The sequence below is a fragment of the Methylomagnum ishizawai genome (assembly GCF_019670005.1).
Classification (GTDB): Bacteria; Pseudomonadota; Gammaproteobacteria; order Methylococcales; family Methylococcaceae; genus Methylomagnum; species Methylomagnum ishizawai.
On sequence record NZ_AP019783.1, the window covers coordinates 307,726 to 325,184 of the forward strand.

15 protein-coding genes are annotated in these 17,459 nt (G+C 64.1%); 11 read left to right on the plus strand and 4 right to left on the minus strand.

The features are described from left to right. Nucleotides 1-112: 112 nt before the first annotated feature. From K5658_RS01225 to K5658_RS01240, 4 genes are read left to right on the plus strand one after another with little or no spacing between them, the layout of a single operon-like run. On the plus strand, nucleotides 113-3,817 hold the full coding sequence (locus K5658_RS01225) for a PAS domain-containing protein (protein WP_221065191.1): 3,705 nt from the start codon (nucleotides 113-115) through the stop codon (nucleotides 3,815-3,817). After that, complete coding sequence (locus tag K5658_RS01230; protein WP_221065192.1) at nucleotides 3,814-5,349, plus strand: vWA domain-containing protein; 1,536 nt, start codon at nucleotides 3,814-3,816, stop codon at nucleotides 5,347-5,349. Before K5658_RS01225 ends, K5658_RS01230 begins: the two co-directional genes overlap by 4 nt. Beyond that, a complete protein-coding gene (locus tag K5658_RS01235; RefSeq protein ID WP_221065193.1) occupies nucleotides 5,346-6,248 on the plus strand; it encodes a hypothetical protein in 903 nt (300 codons plus the stop codon). The genes K5658_RS01230 and K5658_RS01235 overlap by 4 nt, the downstream gene beginning before the upstream one ends. Before the next feature lie 23 nt (nucleotides 6,249-6,271). Further along, the gene (locus K5658_RS01240) at nucleotides 6,272-7,057 is read left to right on the plus strand and encodes an oxygen-binding di-iron domain-containing protein (RefSeq protein WP_221065194.1); all 786 of its coding nucleotides are present in this window, start codon (nucleotides 6,272-6,274) and stop codon (nucleotides 7,055-7,057) included. Between the two features lie 98 nt (nucleotides 7,058-7,155). Here K5658_RS01240 and gcvPA read toward each other — a convergent pair whose 3' ends face one another. From gcvPA to K5658_RS01255, 3 genes are all read right to left on the minus strand, one after another. Then, on the minus strand, nucleotides 7,156-8,517 hold the full coding sequence (gene gcvPA / locus K5658_RS01245) for an aminomethyl-transferring glycine dehydrogenase subunit GcvPA (protein WP_221065195.1): 1,362 nt from the start codon (nucleotides 8,515-8,517) through the stop codon (nucleotides 7,156-7,158). Between the two features lie 33 nt (nucleotides 8,518-8,550). Then, nucleotides 8,551-8,937: a glycine cleavage system protein GcvH gene (gcvH, locus tag K5658_RS01250; RefSeq protein WP_221065196.1), complete on the minus strand. Its 387-nt coding sequence runs from the start codon at nucleotides 8,935-8,937 to the stop codon at nucleotides 8,551-8,553. 134 nt (nucleotides 8,938-9,071) lie between these two features. Next, on the minus strand, nucleotides 9,072-9,962 hold the full coding sequence (locus K5658_RS01255; protein WP_221065197.1) for an SDR family oxidoreductase: 891 nt from the start codon (nucleotides 9,960-9,962) through the stop codon (nucleotides 9,072-9,074). 161 nt (nucleotides 9,963-10,123) lie between these two features. Here K5658_RS01255 and minC point away from each other — a divergent pair, with 161 nt between their 5' ends. The 7 genes from minC (at nucleotide 10,124) to K5658_RS01290 (ending at nucleotide 16,250) form a co-directional block, all read left to right on the plus strand. Next, on the plus strand, nucleotides 10,124-10,858 hold the full coding sequence (gene minC, locus K5658_RS01260) for a septum site-determining protein MinC (RefSeq protein WP_221065198.1): 735 nt from the start codon (nucleotides 10,124-10,126) through the stop codon (nucleotides 10,856-10,858). A 32-nt stretch (nucleotides 10,859-10,890) separates the two neighbouring features. Next, nucleotides 10,891-11,703, plus strand: a complete 813-nt coding sequence (gene minD, locus K5658_RS01265; protein ID WP_085210123.1) for a septum site-determining protein MinD — start codon at nucleotides 10,891-10,893, stop codon at nucleotides 11,701-11,703. 2 nt (nucleotides 11,704-11,705) lie between these two features. Then, nucleotides 11,706-12,002 carry a cell division topological specificity factor MinE gene (gene minE / locus K5658_RS01270; protein WP_221065199.1) on the plus strand — a complete coding sequence of 99 codons (297 nt, stop codon included), beginning with the start codon at nucleotides 11,706-11,708 and terminating at the stop codon, nucleotides 12,000-12,002. 165 nt (nucleotides 12,003-12,167) lie between these two features. Next, nucleotides 12,168-13,856 carry an ABC1 kinase family protein gene (locus K5658_RS01275; RefSeq protein ID WP_221065200.1) on the plus strand — a complete coding sequence of 563 codons (1,689 nt, stop codon included), beginning with the start codon at nucleotides 12,168-12,170 and terminating at the stop codon, nucleotides 13,854-13,856. Beyond that, the gene (locus tag K5658_RS01280) at nucleotides 13,846-14,736 is read left to right on the plus strand and encodes a PHP domain-containing protein (protein WP_246628538.1); all 891 of its coding nucleotides are present in this window, start codon (nucleotides 13,846-13,848) and stop codon (nucleotides 14,734-14,736) included. The genes K5658_RS01275 and K5658_RS01280 overlap by 11 nt, the downstream gene beginning before the upstream one ends. A gap of 20 nt (nucleotides 14,737-14,756) precedes the next feature. Continuing rightward, nucleotides 14,757-15,326: a DNA-3-methyladenine glycosylase I gene (locus K5658_RS01285; protein WP_221065201.1), complete on the plus strand. Its 570-nt coding sequence runs from the start codon at nucleotides 14,757-14,759 to the stop codon at nucleotides 15,324-15,326. 93 nt (nucleotides 15,327-15,419) lie between these two features. Then, nucleotides 15,420-16,250 (plus strand): lytic transglycosylase domain-containing protein, encoded by an 831-nt coding sequence (locus K5658_RS01290; protein WP_246628539.1) that lies wholly within the window; start codon nucleotides 15,420-15,422, stop codon nucleotides 16,248-16,250. 57 nt (nucleotides 16,251-16,307) lie between these two features. Here the strand turns inward: K5658_RS01290 and K5658_RS01295 are convergent, their stop codons facing one another. Beyond that, the gene (locus K5658_RS01295; protein WP_221065202.1) at nucleotides 16,308-17,375 is read right to left on the minus strand and encodes a PstS family phosphate ABC transporter substrate-binding protein; all 1,068 of its coding nucleotides are present in this window, start codon (nucleotides 17,373-17,375) and stop codon (nucleotides 16,308-16,310) included. Nucleotides 17,376-17,459 lie beyond the last annotated feature (84 nt).

Sequence of the window (17,459 nt, forward strand, 5' to 3'; positions counted from 1 at the left end):
TTGGCCCATCACCCAACAAATATCTTTTATTAATCAGGTATATAGGGGATAGCCCCGCATGAGAGCCCGAACTGGTCTGAATCTCCTGGCGCTGGCGGTAGGAAGTGCGGGCATGGCCTTATCTCATGCCGCCTTCGCCGGGACGTTCACCGATGCCATCGCCCTTGGCTGGTGGTGGGAGGGGGGTTCCGCAGCCTTGTTGCTTGCCGCCGTGTTCTGGTGGCACCATCGAAGAAAGCTTGGAAATAGCGATGGGCGCTCATCCCTGGCCGCTCATCCCGGTCAAGTTCAAGACGAAACACCCGATGCCAAGTTACGGCCTCGGCCTTGGATTCCGCTGGGGATTTTCCTGGGGATCGCCACATTGATCGGTGTGTTCGGTTGGGTCTTCTACCGCCATGAACGGTTGCAACACCGCACCATACAGGAAAACCAACTGGCCGCCATCGCCGACTTCAAGCGGCAACAAATCGAAGCCTGGCTCGGAGAACGCCGCCGGGCCGCCATGACTTGGCGCAAGGGCAGTATTTTCGGGGAAGTCGTCGTGCAATGGTTGGCGGGGAATGGCAAGGACCGCTCCCAGGAGCGGCAGATCGAAAAGCGCTTATGGACCATCAAGGAGTTCCTTGGCTACACCAGCGTGGCATTGTTGGACGGCGAAGGGCGGGTGCGGTTGCGGGTGGGGGCGGAACCCGCGCTGTCGCCCCAATTCGTGGAACTGAGCCGCATGGCCATGGCCAGCGGGCAGGTTCAATTCTCCGACCTGTACCGGATGGTGAAGGGCGCCGGTTCGGAGGTCAATATGGATTTCATCGCACCGCTCAGCGGGCTCGATAGCGAACGCCCGGCCGCCGTGTTGGCCTTCACCACTTCCGCCAACGAATTCCTGTTCCCCTTGATCCAATCCTGGCCGCTGCCCAGCGGTTCCGCTGAAACCGTGCTGGTTCGCCGCGAAGCCGGTTCGGTGTTGTTCCTGAATGCCTTGCGGCACCATCGGGACGCGGCTTTCAACCTGAGTTTCCCCTTGAGCAACCAGGCGTTGCTGGCCGTGCGTGCCGTCGAAGGCCAGCAAGGCATCGCCACGGGCCAGGATTATCGCGGAGTGCGGGTATTGGCATCCATTACCGGCATCGCGGGCACGCCTTGGCGGTTGATCGCCAAGGTCGATGTCGGCGAGATCGATGCCCCGGCCCGCCGCGACGCCGCCATCGTTACCGGGACCTGCCTGGCGTTGATGTTGGCGGCGGGCACGGCCACCGCGCTGGCTTGGCGCAGGCGGCGCTATGCCTTGGAGTCGGCCTATCAAGAGGAGCGGGCCAAGCGGGCCATCCTATCCATGCGCTTGGACGACCTGGCCCGCGATGCCACCGATATCATCTTATTGACCGACGGCGATGGGAATATCCGCGATGCCAATCAACGCGCCATCGACGCCTATGGCCAAAGCCACGAAGCTTTGTGCGGCCTGTCGCTGCTGGATTTGGTCCCGCCCGAGCTACGCGCCGCTGCCAAGGCGGAATGGAACAAAGCCGTGGACCAAGGCCAAGCGCGCTTCGAAACGCTGCACCGTTCATGGCAAGGCGGGGATTTCCCGGTCGAGGTGAATACCCATCGCATCGGTTATGGCGATGTCCTGCTGATGCAAAGCGTCATCCGCGATATCAGCGAGCGCCGCCGGGTGGAAGCTGAAATCCGCCGCCTGTCCGAACTGGGCAGGGTGCTGAGCCGCTGCAATCCCTGCGTCTTATCACAGGTCGGGCCGGATGGGTTTTTGGGGGAAACCTGCCGTTTGGTGGTCCGCCATGGTGGGTTTGCGATGGCTTGTGCCTATGGCGGCATGGGACGGAATGGCGAGCCGATGTTGTTGGCCTATTTCGGCAACCATCCGGGGGCCTTGCCGGTGGCCCAAACGCACCGGGGAACCGTCCGGGAAGTGGCGGACGAGGTGCGATGCGCCCGCGATGGTGGACCCGCTTGGTTCCCCGATGCCCGCGGGCTGGTATTCCGTTTGCCTTGGCTGGGCGAAACGCCCCTGACGGGGTTCGGGTGCTACGCCGCGGTACCCATAGCCGGGGAACCGGGCTTGGCGGGGGCTTTGCTGTTGTTCGGCGGCCAACCCGAACCGTTCTCCCAGCATGTCGAACCGTTCCTCGAGCGTTTGGCGGAAAACACCACCCGCGGGTTGGAACTCCTCGCCCAGCGCGAGGCGTTGCGGTCCAGCCGCGACCGCCTAGGCGCCATGCTGGATAATATCGATGGGGTCGTCTGGTCGCTGGACCCCTATACCTTCGATCTTGTTTATACCAATCCTTCGATAGCGCGTATGACCGGCTACGCGGCGGAGGTTATGCTTGCCCAGCCCGGCTTATGGCGGGACATGTTGCTTCCCGGTGATCGGATTCGGCTCATGGATGATCTGAACCAAGCCAAATTGACCGGGGCGCTGGGCGGCGACTACCAGATCATGCGCCTGGATGGCCACCGGCGCTGGGTCAATATCCAAGGCCGCATGGTGTTCGACGCCAACGGCCGGCCCCAGCGGTTGGACGGGATCGCCTTCGATATCACCGAGCGCCGTTTGAACGAGATCGCCAACGAGGCCATCCAATTGATCTCGGCGGTATTCCTGAAGCATCGCCAGGCATCGGAACCCTACCGGCAGGTGGCCGAACTCCTCGCGCAACGCCTGGAGTTTCCGATGGTTTGCATCGATCTCTATAACCCCCTGACCGAGCGGATGGAGTCCCTGGGCTGTTCCGTTCCGCAGGCTGTCGGCGAATCCATCACCGCCACCGTCTCGGCCCGTGGCACCTCCTGGTACGAAACCGACCTCGCCAGGAACGGCGGCGATCCCGGCTGCGAGGGGTTGCGCCAACTCGGTGGACGGTCTTTCATCGCCATGCCCTTGTGGATAGGCAACGAACCGCTCGGTGGCTTGTTGTTGGCCGATACCGCGCCCCGCCCGGATATAGGGTCCTGGCAAATCTATCTATGCTTGATCGCCAGCCGCCTCGCCATGGAAATGGATCGACGCCGCAGGACCCGTGGCCTCGACCGCCAAGCCCAAGAATTCCGTCAGTTGCTCGACAGCCTGTTCATCTATGCCGGCATCCTGACGCCCGAGGGCATGGTGATCGACATTAACCGCACCGCGCTGGAAACGGTGGGGCTGCGATTGGAAGACGTGCAGGGTCGGCCTTTCGAGGATACCCCTTGGTGGAGCGCTTCGGAAGCGAGCCAGCAGCGGCTGCGCGAAGCATTGACCGAGGCCGCCCAAGGCAGGACGGTCCGTTACGATACCCAAATACAGTACCGTCCCGGCGACTGCGCGACCATCGATTTCGGAATCACGCCCATCTTCGATGCGGAGGGGCAGGTGACATACCTGGTCCCTTCCGCCTTGGATATTAGCGAACGCTGCCGTGTCCAGGAGGAAGCGCGCCGTCAGGGCGCTTGGTTGCGTGCGGGGATCGATAGGGTGCCTATCGGCCTGATGATCGTCGATCCCCGTTCCGGCCATTTGCAAAAGGCCAATCAAACCCTTTGCCAATTCCTGGGTTATCGGGAGGAGGCTTTGTTGGGCATGGCTTGGCTGGATTTGCTCATGCCGCTGGATCATGAAACTCATCGCCAAGGTATTGAAAGCTTGCTGCGCGGGGCGGTGGAAGCCTATACAGCCCGGGAGCATTACCGGCATTGCAACGGCGATGCTCTGCCTTTCCTGGTCGAAATCCGTTATGGCCGCTACGCCGATGCCGATCTGGACGCCCTGATGGCGACCTTGGTTCCATCCGCTATGGAAGGCCCGCCGCCATGAAGCCCATGTTCCTTCCCTGCTGCGTCACGGTGCTGGCCGCCCTGTTCGGTGGCCCTGTCCAGGCCGCCCCGGTGGATGTGATATTGGCCCTCGACCACTCCGGCAGCATGAAAAGGACCGATCCCAACCGCGATAGCGTCCAGGGCGTGGAATTGTTCGCCGACCTGCTCGGCAAGGATGACCGGCTGGAATTCATGGGTTTCGCCGGGCGGGCCGAGACCTTGCTGCCGCTCACCGCCGGGTCCGGGCCCGCCGTCCGGGAACGGCTGTCCCGGCTGGCGCAGGCGCTCCCCATGAACGGCCAGCGCACCGATTTCGGCGAGGCCCTGCGGTTGGCCTATGAAGACCTGATCGTCGCTGCCGCCCCGCCGGATACCCGGCGCATGGTGGTGATATTTTCGGACGGTCAACTCGATCTCGGAGACGCCGCCGCCAACAATACGGCCCAAGCGCTCATCCTGGCGTTGCTCCCCGAATTCCGCGCCGTCGGGATCAAGGTTTATTGCGTGGCGTTCTCGGCCGAAGCCGATCTGGCCTTTCTCGGGCGCATCGCCGAAGCCACCGGAGGCCGAGCGCTGCGGGCGGAACGGGTGGCCGATATTTACAAAGCGTTTATCCGCTTGTTCGAAGAAACCGACCAGCCCTTGTCGGTACCGGTACGGGATGGGCGGGTGGCGGTCGACAAGGAAGTCCGGGAACTCAAGCTCTTGGTGGAACGGGATTCGGAACGGGAGCGGATTCGGCTGGTCGATCCCAGTGGCAAAGAATTCGACGGGCAGGATAAGGCGCTGGGTTTGGAATGGCGGCACCATGGTCCTTTCGACCGGATCACCGTGCCGCGCCCCGCCGTGGGAACTTGGCGGATGCTCGGCGCGTCGGGCGAAAAAAAAGCTTATTTGGATAGCGATCTGGACCTGGGCATGGAAGTTCATCCGCCGATCCGGGTGGGGCGACCGGTTGAAATCACCGTGCGCCTGAGTTATCGCGGCCAACCAGTGTCCGATCAGCGGCTATTGGAAGGATTGAAAGTCGAGGTCACGGGCCATGGCGAAACCGGGATGTCCTTGGAACCCTTGGCCTGGCTGCCGGATGCCCGGACCGGGCGTCCTGGGGAATTCCACGGGCTATTGCGATTCGCGGCTGAAGGGGGCTATCGGCTGGCGGCCTTGGCGGAAAACCCGGTATTCCAGCGCCGCAGGGAAATGTCGGTGACTGTTTTGGCGGCGGAACCCGCAGCCATCCCGCCAGCGGCGGCGGCACCGCGCGAGGAGGGGCCGTCACCGCCCGCCCCAGTTCCCGCTGCTTCGGCTCCGGTACCTGGGCCACCTCCTCCCACGGCGGGCAATCCCTCGCTGGGCGGCTTGGGCTGGATCGTCGCGCTGAACCTGATCTTGGTGGCCTTGGTGGGTGGCGGCGTTTGGTTTTGGAAGTATCGGTCGGGCCGGGATAAACAGCAGACCCTGGCCTTGCGTGCGGCGCGGAAATCCACGGAACACGGCGTCCCGCCGCGCCGTCCAGGGCCCATGCCATGAACCAAAACGACTATGTCTGGATTTATATATTGGCCGAAGCCCTGCTGGTCAGCCTCGGACTGATGGGGTTTTTCGGCTACCGTTGGTGGCGCTTGCGTTCGGAACGGCGATTGTTGATCCAGATTTGCGGGCAGGTGGCCGAACATCTCGCCGAATCCATCGAGGCCGTCCAAAAGGATCCCTTGCGCTATCCCGAATTCCGCCAGGCCGAAGCCGCCTGCCTCAGCGCGTTGTTGCCGCCATTCGCCGATTTGCGGCTGGCCGATGTCGGGGCTTGGGACGATATTTTCGCCAATATCCACGCACTATTTGATTTGTTGGCCAGGCGGTTGACAGCCTTGTCCGCCGAGGCGCACCAAGGAGCCGGCAAGCCCACCGATGACGACATGGAGCGGGCCGATACCCAGGAATGGGATGCGGCGTTTGCGGAATTCTTGTCCCAGCATAACCAAGGCTTGACCCTCCTGGCCGCGACCCGTGATGTCACCGCCGATATCAAACGGAAGTGCGAGGATGTTCGGCAAGCCCATCATAACCTGCGGGTCAATCTCGAATCCGTCGCCAAGATGGACCGCGGCGGCCAATTGCAACCCTTGCTGGCCGATATCGAAAAGAGCAATTTCGAATTGCAACAACTGGCTTTTTCCTTGGAGCGCGCCCAAGGCCATATGGCGCCGCAGCTCGAAGCCCTAGGGCAACAAGTCCGCAATCTGCAATTGACCGTCCAGAACTATCGCAAATCGCTGCCTAAGATCGTGCGGGAGCGGGATAGGCTGGCCGAGGAGAAGGGGGATTTGGCCAAGCAATTGGAAGCCAAAGTCAAGCTGGTGGACCGTCTGAACCGGAATTACGAAACCTTGCGCCGCGAGTATACCAAGCTGTATCAGGCCACCCGTTGATTATCCACCGCCGGAGTATCGCCATGAACCGTATCGACTTATTGGATTATGCCCACAGCAAACCGGCGTTCGATATCCCAACTTGCTTGTTCCAGGATGGCCACCACGCCATATATTGGCTGGGGATCGAGCAGGATACGGCTTTCCGCTGCAATGTTTACTTGATCGAGGATGGCGGAGAAGGATATCTGGTCGATCCCGGCGGCAGGCCAGGGTTTTCCCAAATCAAACGGCGGGTCGAACAAATCATGCCCACCGGGCGGATCAAGGGCATGGTGCTTTGCCATCAAGACCCGGATGTGGCCGCCTCGATGGTGGATTGGCTGGACCTGCACCCGGATATTAAGGTGTATAGCTCGACGCGCACCCACGCTCTTTTGCCGCATTACGGGAAGCCCAAATATCCAGCGGTCGATATCGTCGAGAAACCCGTGCTTGAATTTTCATCGGGTGCCCGCCTGCGTTTTATCGAAGCGCCTTTCCTGCATTTCCCCGGTGCTTTCGCGAGCTACGATACCGCTTCGGGATTCCTGTTTTCGGGGGATATTTGGGCTGCGGTGGGTATGGATTGGACCCTGGTCAGCGATGATTTCAATACCTTGTCGTTCAAAATGGAAATGTTCCATACCGACTATATGGCGGGCAACAAGGCCAGCCGGGGATTCACGCGCAAACTACGGGAGGTCGATATCATGGCGATCCTGCCCCAGCATGGCTCGATTATTCCCCGCGCCCATGTGGCCGAGGCCATCGACTATTTGAACGATCTGCCCTGCGGCTTGGATTTGCTGTATTTATCCGGGCAATGAGCGGATAGAGAGGAAGGGGGGGTATCGGCGCGGCATCAGGTTTTTGAAGCGCGCACTCCAACTTCCCCTCGGCACCGTACACTCAAACCGAAAATGCCCTAGTCCGCCAGGACCGCCCGCAGCGCTTCCGCGTAGGCCGCGATATCGGCTTCGGTCCTGAGTTCCGTGGCGCAGGTCAGGATCGCCGCGCCCAGCTCGGGATAAGCCCCCGATAGGTCCACCCCACCCAGGATGCCCCGTTCCGCCAGACCTTCCAGCACCGTGGCGGCGGGAAGCGGTGTGCGGTAGACCGCCTCATGGAAGCACGGCCCGGCGAACACCCGCTCCACGCCCGCGATGCCGGTCAATGTTGCCAGCAAGGCGCGGGTCTGGTGGTGGCAGGCCAGCGCGACCTGCTTCAAGCCTTCCGGTCCCAGCAGGGCCAGATAGATCGTCGCCGCCGTGACCATCAAGCCTTGGTTGGTGCAGATGTTGGAGGTGGCCCGTCCGCGCCGGATGTGCTGCTCGCGGGCTTGCAGGGTGAGGGTGAAGCCGGGTTTGCCGTCCAGGTCCATGGTGCGGCCCACGAGGCGTCCCGGCATCGAATGCACCAGCGCCTTGCGGCAGCACAGGAAGCCGAAATATGGCCCGCCGCCCGCCAGCGGGATGCCCAAGGGCTGGCCGTTGCCACAGGCGATATCGGCCCCCGCCGCGCCCCATTCTCCGGGCGGTTTGAGCAAGCCCAGGGCGGTGGGATTGACTAGGGCGACGGCCAGGGCGCGGTGGGATTTGGCCCAATCGGTCAGGGCGTCCACCGGCTCCAAACCGCCGAAGCCATTGGGCTGGGGGATGACCACGGCGGCGATATCGCCAGCCGCGTGGGCATCGAGGCCGGCCAGATCGGTGCAACCGGTGGCGGGATCGTAGGGCAGTTCGATCAATTCCAGGGCTTGGGCCTGGACGATGCTCGCCAGCACCGCGCGATAGACCGGCGGCAGGCTGCGCGGCACCAAGACCCGCCGGGATTGGGATTCGCGGTTGGCCCGCACCGCCATCAGCACCGCCTCGGCCAGGCCCGAAGCCGCGTCGTACAGCGAAGCATTGGCGACTTCCATCCCGGTCAGGCCCGCCATCATGCTCTGGTATTCGTAGAGGGTTTGCAGGGTGCCCTGGCTGGCTTCGGCCTGGTAGGGCGTGTAGGCGCTGTAGAATTCGCCCCGGCCCGCCACCGTCCACACCGCCGCCGGGATATGGTGTTCGTAGGCACCGCCGCCCGCGAAGCACAGCAGCGGACGGTTCAGCCGGGCCCGCTCGCGCATGAGCCGGGCGATCTCCATTTCCTTGAGTCCGGGCGTGGGGGCCGGATCGATATCGGCCCGCAAGGACGCTGGGATTTCATCGAACAGGTCGTCGATGGCGTGGACATCCAAGGCCGCCAGCATCGCTTGGATATCCGCTTGCGTGTGGGGGATGAAGGGCATGGGGAAGGATAGGAATGTGCCAAAAGGCCGGGCTTAGCCCGGTTCCACCGCTTCCTGATAGGCCGCGGCGCTCAGGAGCTGGTCCAGTTCGGCGGTGGCGTCGGCCTGCACCACGAACAGCCAAGCGGCGTAGGCGTCCTCGTTGAGGGTTTCCGGGGTGTCGGCCAGCGCGGGGTTGGTGGCGACGATCTCGCCCGACACGGGGCTGAAAATATCGGAGGCCGCCTTCACCGATTCGACCACGGCCACGGCTTCGCCCGCCTTGACCTTGCGTCCCACCACGGGCAATTCGACGAACACTACATCGCCCAGTTCGCTTTGGGCGAAATCGGAGATGCCGACCCGCACCGTGTCGCCGTCTTCCAGCTTGGCCCATTCGTGGGTATTGGCGTATTTCAGATCATCGGGAAAATGGCTCATGCTCGCACCTGCTGTGGGTTGGGTTCCGGGGTTTGGAGTGGCCAGCAAATTACGGGAAAAGCGGGATCAGGTAAAGCGATGGGGCGTTGGCGGGTCTGTCGCCCGGAGGTGTCGGACCAGCTCCACTCTCCGCCTCATTCCTCCCCCAGGCAGGCCGGAAGGCCGCTGGCCAAATCCGGGTAGCGTAACACCACGCCCAGTTCTTCCAGCATCCGCCGGTTGTCCAGGCGTTTCGATTCTTCCAGGAACGACAACATGGCGGGCGAAAAAGTCCGCCGGGCCTCGGCGAGGCCGACCAGGGGCGGGCGGGGCAGGCCCAGCGCGTCGGCGACCCGCTGGAAATAATCGGTCATGGTGGTGGGATGGCCGTCGCTGAGGTGGTAGGCCGTGCCGGGCCGCCCCTTGCGGGCGGCGGCGCAACACCCGGCGGCGAGGTCGTCGGCGTGGATACGGTTGCTATAGGGCGCTTCCGCGGGATGGACCACGGGGATGCCCTGGCGGATGCGCTCCACCGGCAAGCGCCCCGGCCCGTAAATCCCCGGCACCCGCAAGATTACGCAGGGCACGCCCTGGCGTCCGCTCCAAGCCAGGAGGGCCGATTCCGCCGCCAGCCGCCGCCGGGCGCGGTCGGTCCGGGGTTGGAGCGGGGCGTCTTCGTCGATCCACGCGCCTTGGCAATCGCCATAGACGCCGCTGGTGCTGATATAGACCACGCGCTCCGGCGGGGCGGGAAGCGCCGCCAGCAAGGCCCGGAGCCGCGGGTCGTCGCCGCCGGTGGGCGGGGGCGGGGCGAAGTAATAGAGGGTCGCCAGCGCGGCGGGTAGCTGGGTCAAGGTGGCGGGGTGGTCCAAATCGCCCTGGATTGGGCGGATGCCCAGCGCCGCCAGTGTCCGGGCCGAAGCCTCCGAACGGGCCAGCGCCGCTACGAGATTGCCGGCGGCGAGTTCCAAACGGGCCACGCGCTGGCCGATGTCGCCGCAGCCGACGATGAAGATGGGGGGACGGTGGGGTTCGGTGGCAGTCATGGCGGGCGGTGGGCGGGGATAAAGGCACAGCATATCGCCCGCGGCCCGTTGCGGTCCAATCACCGGCCTGGGACGCGGGCCTACGGTTACGCGGCGGTAGGCGCGATGATAGAATGCGCCACCGATCCGAACCCACCCCATCGATTCCGCGTATCCCCAGGATGGCCGCGAAAAATCCCGACCCGCAACAACCCTCCGCCGCGCTGGACATCCGGGCGGGTGCCATCACCCTGCCCATCCTCAAGCTTTTCACCGCCGACCTGATCGCCGTCAACGTCCAGCTCGAAGAGAAGCTCCGGCGGGCCCCCGAATTTTTCCGCTACGCCCCGGTGGTCCTCGATCTGGCCGAACTCGATCCCGACCGCGAGAAGATCGATTTCCCGGCCCTGCTCAAGCTGTTGCGGAAACTCGACCTGATGCCGGCGGGCGTGCGCGGCGGCAACCCGGCCCAGCATTCCGCCGCCCAGGCCGCCCATCTGGCGGTGCTGGCCGATGGCAAGGACATCGCCCCCCAAGCCGCCGCGCCGCGCCCCGCCGCCAAAAGCCCGGAACCCCCGCCCAAAGCCCAGCCCGCCACCAAGCTGGTCGAGCAGCCGGTGCGCTCGGGCCAGCGCGTCTATGCCCAGGGCGGCGACCTGATCGTCCGCGCCCAGATCAGCGCCGGGGCCGAGATCATCGCCGACGGCAATATCCACATCTACGGCAGGCTCAAGGGCCGGGCGCTGGCCGGGGTACAGGGCAACCCGGAGGCGCGGATTTTCTGCGCCGACTTGCAAGCCGAACTGGTGGGCATCGGCACACAGTACAAAATCAGCGAAAACATCGACCCGGCGCTCTGGGGCAAACCGGCCCACATCCATTTGGTGGATAACGCCTTGGTCATCGATCCGCTATAAGCAAAAAATCTTTGGAATCTGGAGAGTTAGGCGTGGCAAGAATTATCGTTGTAACTTCGGGCAAGGGCGGGGTCGGCAAAACCACCACCAGCGCCGCGTTATCCATGGGCTTGGCGCTCAAGGGCCATCGCACCGCCGTGATCGACTTCGATATAGGGCTGAGGAACCTCGACCTCATCATGGGCTGCGAGCGGCGGGTGGTCTACGACTTCGTCAATGTCATCAACCAGGAAGCGAGCCTGAACCAAGCCCTGATCCGCGATAAGCGCTGCGAGAACCTCTACATCCTCCCGGCCTCGCAGACCCGCGACAAGGACGCCCTCACCCAGGATGGCGTCGAGCGGGTGCTGAACGAACTGTCGGAAACCTTCGAGTATGTGGTCTGCGATTCGCCGGCCGGGATCGAGCGCGGTGCCTATCTCTCGATGTATTTCGCCGACGACGCCATCGTCGTGACCAACCCGGAAGTCTCCTCGGTGCGGGACTCCGACCGGATGCTGGGCATCCTCGCCAGCAAGTCGCGCCGCGCCGAACTCGGCCAGGAACCGATCAAGGAATATCTCTTGCTCAGCCGCTATTCGCCGCAGCGGGTGAAGCTCGGCGAGATGCTCAGCGTCGAGGACGTGCAGGAAATCCTCTCGCTCCACCTCCTGGGCGTGATCCCGGAATCCAAGGCGGTGCTGAACGCTTCCAACTCCGGCACCCCGGTCATCCTCGACGAGAAGAGCGATGCCGGGCAGGCTTATTCGGATGTGGTGCGCCGTTATCTCGGCGAGCATGTTCCCCATCGTTTCGTCGAAGAGGAAAAGAAAGGCTTGTTTGGCCGCTTGTTCGGGGGAGGCTGACCATGGGCCTTTTGGATTATTTTCGGAGTTCCAAGCCCACCAGCGCGGCCATCGCCAAGGAGCGCTTGCAGATTCTGGTGGCCCATGAACGCTCGCAGCGCAATAGGCCGGATTATCTGGCCGATTTGCAGCGGGATTTGCTCGAGGTGATCCGTAAATATGTGAACGTGGACCAGGACGCCATCACCGTCACCATGGAACAGGACGATAGCCGCGAAATCCTCGAGCTCAACATCATCCTGCCCGAGGAGGCCGAACAGAAGCGCACTCCGCCGCGCCCGCAAGGCAAATTCCCCTAAGCCCCGGCCCGCTCCCAGGGCCGCGGGCGGGGCGCTGGCCGATTTCGGTCCGACCGCCCGGCCTGCCTTCCCCGGTCGGTCTGTCCCGGCCCACCCGCTTCAATCCCCCGGATCGCGTCACCGCCCAAGGCGGCGGGTTCCACCCAGCACGAGGACCACCCTAGGATGATCTTGGAAACCTTGAGCGCCATGCGCGACCTGGGCCGTTTGCACGACCTCGCCTCGATCCTGATCCGCTATGGCTTCGGCGATGTGGTGCGGCGGCTGGGGATGGAGCCGGTGTTGGAGCGGGCCGGGCGGGCCTTGCACTGGACCCGCTTCGAGGAACTCTTGCACCTCGACCCGCCGCAGCGGGTGCGCAAGGCCATGGAGGACATGGGACCGACCTTCATCAAATTCGGCCAAATCCTCTCGACCCGGGTGGATTTGTTCACGCCGGAGTGGATCGCCGAATTCGAGAAACTGCACGATCGGGTGCCGCCCTTGCCGTTCGAGGCGCTGCGTCCACAGTTGGAGGAGGACTTGGGCGCGGCCCTGTCCGAGGTGTTCGCCCAGATCGACCCCAACCCGCTGGGCACGGCCTCCATCGCCCAGGTGCATCGGGCGGTGTTGCCGGACGGCCAGCAGGTCATCGTCAAAATCCGCCGTCCGGGTATCCGTCCCACCATCGAGGCCGATCTGCGCCTCTTGGAACGCTTGGTGGTCATCATCGAGCGCGAATTCGCCGACGCCCGCCGCTTCCATCCCCAGGAAATCCTGCGCCAGTTCAAGCTCTCGCTGCGCAACGAGCTGGATTTGCTGACCGAGGCCCGCAATACCGAACGCGCCGCCAATAATTTCGCGGGCGACGCCCAGATCGTCGTGCCCAAGGTGTTCTGGGAATATTGCGGCGAGCGCGTCAATGTCCAGGAATACATCGATGGCATTCCGGGCCGGAGCCTCCAAACCCAGCACATCGCCGGTTTTGACCGCAAGCTCGTGGCCCAGCGCGGGGCCGACGCCGTGCTGAAGATGGTGTTGATCGACGGTTTTTTCCATGCCGATCCGCATCCGGGGAATTTCATCTATCTGTCCGGCAACCGGCTGGCCTTCATCGATTTTGGCATGGTGGGTTCCCTGGCCGAAGTCCGCCGCGCCCAGGTGGTGGACCTGCTCAACGCCATCGTGGTGCGCGACGCCCCGGCCATGGTGGATGTGTTGCTGGACTGGACCGACGAGGGCAATCCCAGCACCGAGCGGCTGATTTCCGAGGTCGGCATGTTCATCGACAAATACCACGGCGTGGCGCTGCGGCAATTGCGGCTGGGCGATATCCTGGGCGATATGACCGCCCTGATGCGCGAACACCGGCTGACCTTGCCGCCGGACCTGACCATGCTGTTCAAGGCGCTGATCACCCTGGAAGGCATGGGCCGCCAGATCGACCCCGATTTCGATATCGTGAGCCAGGTCGCGCCGCGCCTGAGCCAGGCCATGTTGGAGCGCCACAAGCCGGAAGTCCTGATGCGCCATGCCCAGCGCAACCTCAGTAGCGTGCTGGCGCTGCTGGGCAGCTTGCCCGCCGATATCCGCCGGGTCATGCGCTTGTTGCGGGCCGGGGCGGTGAAGGTGAATGTGGATATGCCGGAATTGGCGCATTTCGGCGGGTTGATGGACCGCGCCGCCAGCCGCTTGACCGTGGGCATGGTGACGGCGTCCTTGATTATCGGCTCGTCCATCGTGATGACCGTCAACGGCGGGCCGCTGCTGTTCGGTTTGCCCGCCCTGGGGGTGTTGGGCTTCACGGCGGCGGGGGTCGGGGGCGTGTGGTTGTTGGCTTCGATGTGGCGGACTTCGCATGGCGATGAGCGCTAGGTGCCGGCCCGAGGCGGTGAACCTGGATCGGGCCATGCCCCGCCACGATTTGCACACCCATTCCACCGCCTCCGACGGGGCTTACGCGCCCGCCGAATTGGTCCGCCAAGCCGCCTTGGCCGGGATCGAAGTGCTGGCCTTGACCGACCATGATTCCACGGCGGGCGTGGCCGAGGCCCGGAGCGCCGCCGCCGGTTTGGCTATCCGCATCGTGCCGGCGGTCGAGGTCTCGGTGACTTGGCAGAACAAGACCCTGCACATCGTCGGCCTCAATATCGACCCGGAGCATCCGGCTTTGCAGGCGGGTTTGGCCCGGCTGCGGGCCATCCGCGATGAACGCGCCGTGGAAATCGGGCGGCGCTTGGCCAAGCATGGCATTCCCGGCGTGTTCGAGGCGGTGTCGGCCCTGGCCGGGACGGGGATGGTGACCCGCACCCATTTCGCCCAATATCTGGCCGGGCAGGGCTTGGCCGGGGATGCGGGCGATGCCTTCAAGCGCTATCTGGGCCACGGCAAGCCGGGCTATGTCGCCACGCAATGGGCCGATCTGGCCGAGGCCATCGGCTGGGTCCGCGCGGCGGGCGGGATCGCGGTGGTGGCCCATCCCCGGCGTTATCAACTCACCGGAAGCTGGCTGCGGCGGCTGTTGACGGAATTCAAGGCGATGGGCGGGGAGGGGATCGAAGTGGCTTCCGGCGTGGCCGTGCCCAACGATGTGCAGGCCAGCGCCGATCTGGCCCGGCGCTTCGGTTTGCTGGCCTCGGTGGGGTCCGATTTCCACAGCCCCGACCACCATTGGCTCAAGCTGGGACGGCTGCCGCCCTTGCCCGCCGGGCTGGTGCCGGTGTGGAGCCGCTGGCCCGCGGGGCCGGATTCATGAACCATCACGGGAAACACCCCATGCCACGATGTCCTTGGGCCGAACGCAGTCCGCTGGAACAGCAATACCACGATCTCGAATGGGGTTCGCCGCTGCACGACGATAGGCGGCTGTTCGAGTTCCTCATCCTGGAAGGGGCGCAGGCCGGCCTGTCCTGGGTCACGATTTTGCGGAAGCGCGAGGCTTACCGCGCCGCGTTCGACCAATTCGACGCCGAACGCATGGCCCGCTACGACGAGCTTAAAAAAGCCGAATTGCTGGCCGACGCGGGCATCGTCCGCAACCGGCTCAAGATCGAATCCGCCATCGGCAACGCCCGCGCCTATCTGGCCGTCCGCGAGCAATTCGGCAGCTTCGACGCCTATCTCTGGCGCTTCGTGGACGGGCGGCCGCGCCGCAACGCCTTCCAGGACATGGCCGAGATACCGACCCGTTCCCCCGAATCCGACGCCATGAGCCGGGACATGAAAAGGCGCGGCTTCCGTTTCGTCGGCACCACGATTTGCTATGCCTTCATGCAGGCGGTCGGGATGGTCAACGACCATCGGGTGGATTGCTTCCGCTGGCGGGAACTCGACGGCGGCGGCTAACGGCCACGGGGTCGGCCTTGATCCGGCGGGTATCGGTTTATCCCCGAGTTTGCTAAATTCCCCCGGATAAAACACGGTGCGCATGGGGGAAAGGTGGCTTTATTCAGATACGTATTGCTGGGCGGGCTGCTCGCGGGCAGCGCCTCGGCCCAGGCCCAGGACTTCATCCAGCAAGCGGCGGGCTTGCGGGCGCGGGCGGCGCTCTATGAACATGGCCGGGGCGTCGGGCAGGATTACGCCGAGGCCTACCGGCTCTATTGCAAGGCGGCGCTGCTGGGCGATTCCATGGCGGCGTACAACCTCGGGTGGATGTATTTCAACGGGCGCGGCCTGCCGCGCAAGGCGGAACTGGCGGTGGGCTGGTTCAAACGCGCCGCCAAGGCGGGCGATGCCTACGCGGCGAGGATGGTGGCCCATTACGGCGCGGTCCAGGCCGCCGAAGACCCGGCCTGCCAGCCCGAGCCGCCGCCCCCGGTGGTGACCGCCACCCTCAAGCGCAAGAATCCCCATCGCGGCGTGGTGGCGGATTGGGTCGAGCGGATCGCCCCGGTCTATTCCATCGATCCCGAGTTGGTGATGGCGGTGATCCAGGCCGAGTCCGGCTTCAATCCCGCGGCGCTCTCGCCCAAGAACGCCCAAGGCTTGATGCAGTTGATCCCGGCCACGGCGGAGCGCTTCGGCGTCAAGGATATCTGGGACCCGGAACAGAACATCCGCGGCGGCACGGCCTATCTGCATTGGCTGCTGCGGCATTTCTCGGGCAAGGTGGAATGGGCGCTGGCCGCCTACAACGCGGGCGAACGCACGGTGGAGCAATACCAGGGCGTGCCGCCCTACAAGGAAACCCAAAGCTATGTGAAGCGCATCCTGGCTTCCTATCAAAAAACCACCCATCCGATCCCGCCGCCCCTGGGCAAGTCCTGAAACGCGAAAAACCCCGCCTAGGCGGGGTTTTTCATGCCGGGCCGGGGGTGGCGCGGCTTATTTCATCGTCATCGGGGTCATTTTCTTGGCGGCGGCGGCGACATGCTTGCGTTCGGCTTCGGGCAGCGGGATCAAGCCCTTGTCGGCCAGATAGCCTTCCTCGCCGAACGCCTTCTCGCTGGTGAACTCGGTCACATAGGCCTCGATGCCGGGGATCATGCCGGCATGGGCCTTTTTCACGTAGAAGAACAGCGGGCGGGAAATGGCGTACTTGCCGGAGGCGATATGCTCGTAGCTGGGCGCGACGCCATCGACCGGGGCGGCCAGCAGCTTGTCGGAGTTCTGGTCCAGGAAGCTGTAGCCGAAGACACCGACGGCGGTGGGGTTGGCTTCCAGTTTCTGCACGATCAGGTTGTCGTTCTCGCCGGCCTCGATGTAGGCACCGTCCTCGCGCACGGTCATGCAGACGTTCTTGAACCAGGCGTCGTCGGTTTCCTTCTTGGCCTTGATCCAGGGAATCTGGGCGCAGCCGCCTTCCAGGGCCAGTTCGGCGAAGGCGTCGCGGGTGCCCGAGGTCGGGGGCGGGCCGAGGACTTCGATCTTGGTCTTGGGGAGCTTGGGATTGATCTCGTTCCAGGTCTTGTAGGGATTCTCGACCAGGGCGTCGCCGTCCGGCTTGGCGGGGTCGGGCACGCGCTTGGCGAGGGCGAGGTAGAGTTCCTTGCGGGTCAGTTCCACCAGCTTGTCCTTGGATTTCTTGGACTGCGCGGCGACGATGCCGTCGTAGCCGATCTTCACTTCCACGATGTCCTTGACGCCGGCCTTCTGGCAGGTCTCGAACTCGGTCTTCTTCATGGCGCGGGAGGCGTTGGCGATATCGGGATATTGCACGCCGACCCCGCCGCAGAACAGCTTGATGCCGCCGCCGGTGCCGGTGGCTTCGACCTTGGGGGTCTTGAACTTGCCGCCCTTGCCGAATTGTTCGGCGACCACGGTGGCGAAGGGATAGACGGTCGAGGAGCCGACGATGCTGATGTAATCGCGGCCGGCCTCGGCGGCGTCCGCGCCTTGGGTCAGGGCCAGGCCGGCGGCGAGGGCGCTGGCGATCAGGAGCTTGTTGTTCATGCGAAACCTCGGTGGATTGAAGGGGGGCTGAGTTTATGGGGTGTCGTGGCGGAGGGGAAGCCCGGCGGGGATGCCGCCGGGCGG

Bases quoted from the DNA above. Each gene is read 5' to 3' on its own strand.
- minE (WP_221065199.1), top strand. From the start codon at position 11,706: ATGGGCCTTTTGGATTATTTTCGGAGTTCCAAGCCCACCAGCGCGGCC.
- K5658_RS01285 (WP_221065201.1), top strand. From the start codon at position 14,757: ATGCCACGATGTCCTTGGGCCGAACGCAGTCCGCTGGAACAGCAATAC.
- K5658_RS01225 (WP_221065191.1), top strand. From the start codon at position 113: ATGGCCTTATCTCATGCCGCCTTCGCCGGGACGTTCACCGATGCCATC.
- K5658_RS01275 (WP_221065200.1), top strand. From the start codon at position 12,168: ATGATCTTGGAAACCTTGAGCGCCATGCGCGACCTGGGCCGTTTGCAC.
- K5658_RS01230 (WP_221065192.1), top strand. From the start codon at position 3,814: ATGAAGCCCATGTTCCTTCCCTGCTGCGTCACGGTGCTGGCCGCCCTG.
- K5658_RS01235 (WP_221065193.1), top strand. From the start codon at position 5,346: ATGAACCAAAACGACTATGTCTGGATTTATATATTGGCCGAAGCCCTG.
- minC (WP_221065198.1), top strand. From the start codon at position 10,124: ATGGCCGCGAAAAATCCCGACCCGCAACAACCCTCCGCCGCGCTGGAC.
- gcvH (WP_221065196.1), bottom strand. From the start codon at position 8,937: ATGAGCCATTTTCCCGATGATCTGAAATACGCCAATACCCACGAATGG.
- K5658_RS01255 (WP_221065197.1), bottom strand. From the start codon at position 9,962: ATGACTGCCACCGAACCCCACCGTCCCCCCATCTTCATCGTCGGCTGC.
- K5658_RS01280 (WP_246628538.1), top strand. From the start codon at position 13,846: ATGAGCGCTAGGTGCCGGCCCGAGGCGGTGAACCTGGATCGGGCCATG.
- K5658_RS01295 (WP_221065202.1), bottom strand. From the start codon at position 17,375: ATGAACAACAAGCTCCTGATCGCCAGCGCCCTCGCCGCCGGCCTGGCC.
- gcvPA (WP_221065195.1), bottom strand. From the start codon at position 8,517: ATGCCCTTCATCCCCCACACGCAAGCGGATATCCAAGCGATGCTGGCG.
- K5658_RS01240 (WP_221065194.1), top strand. From the start codon at position 6,272: ATGAACCGTATCGACTTATTGGATTATGCCCACAGCAAACCGGCGTTC.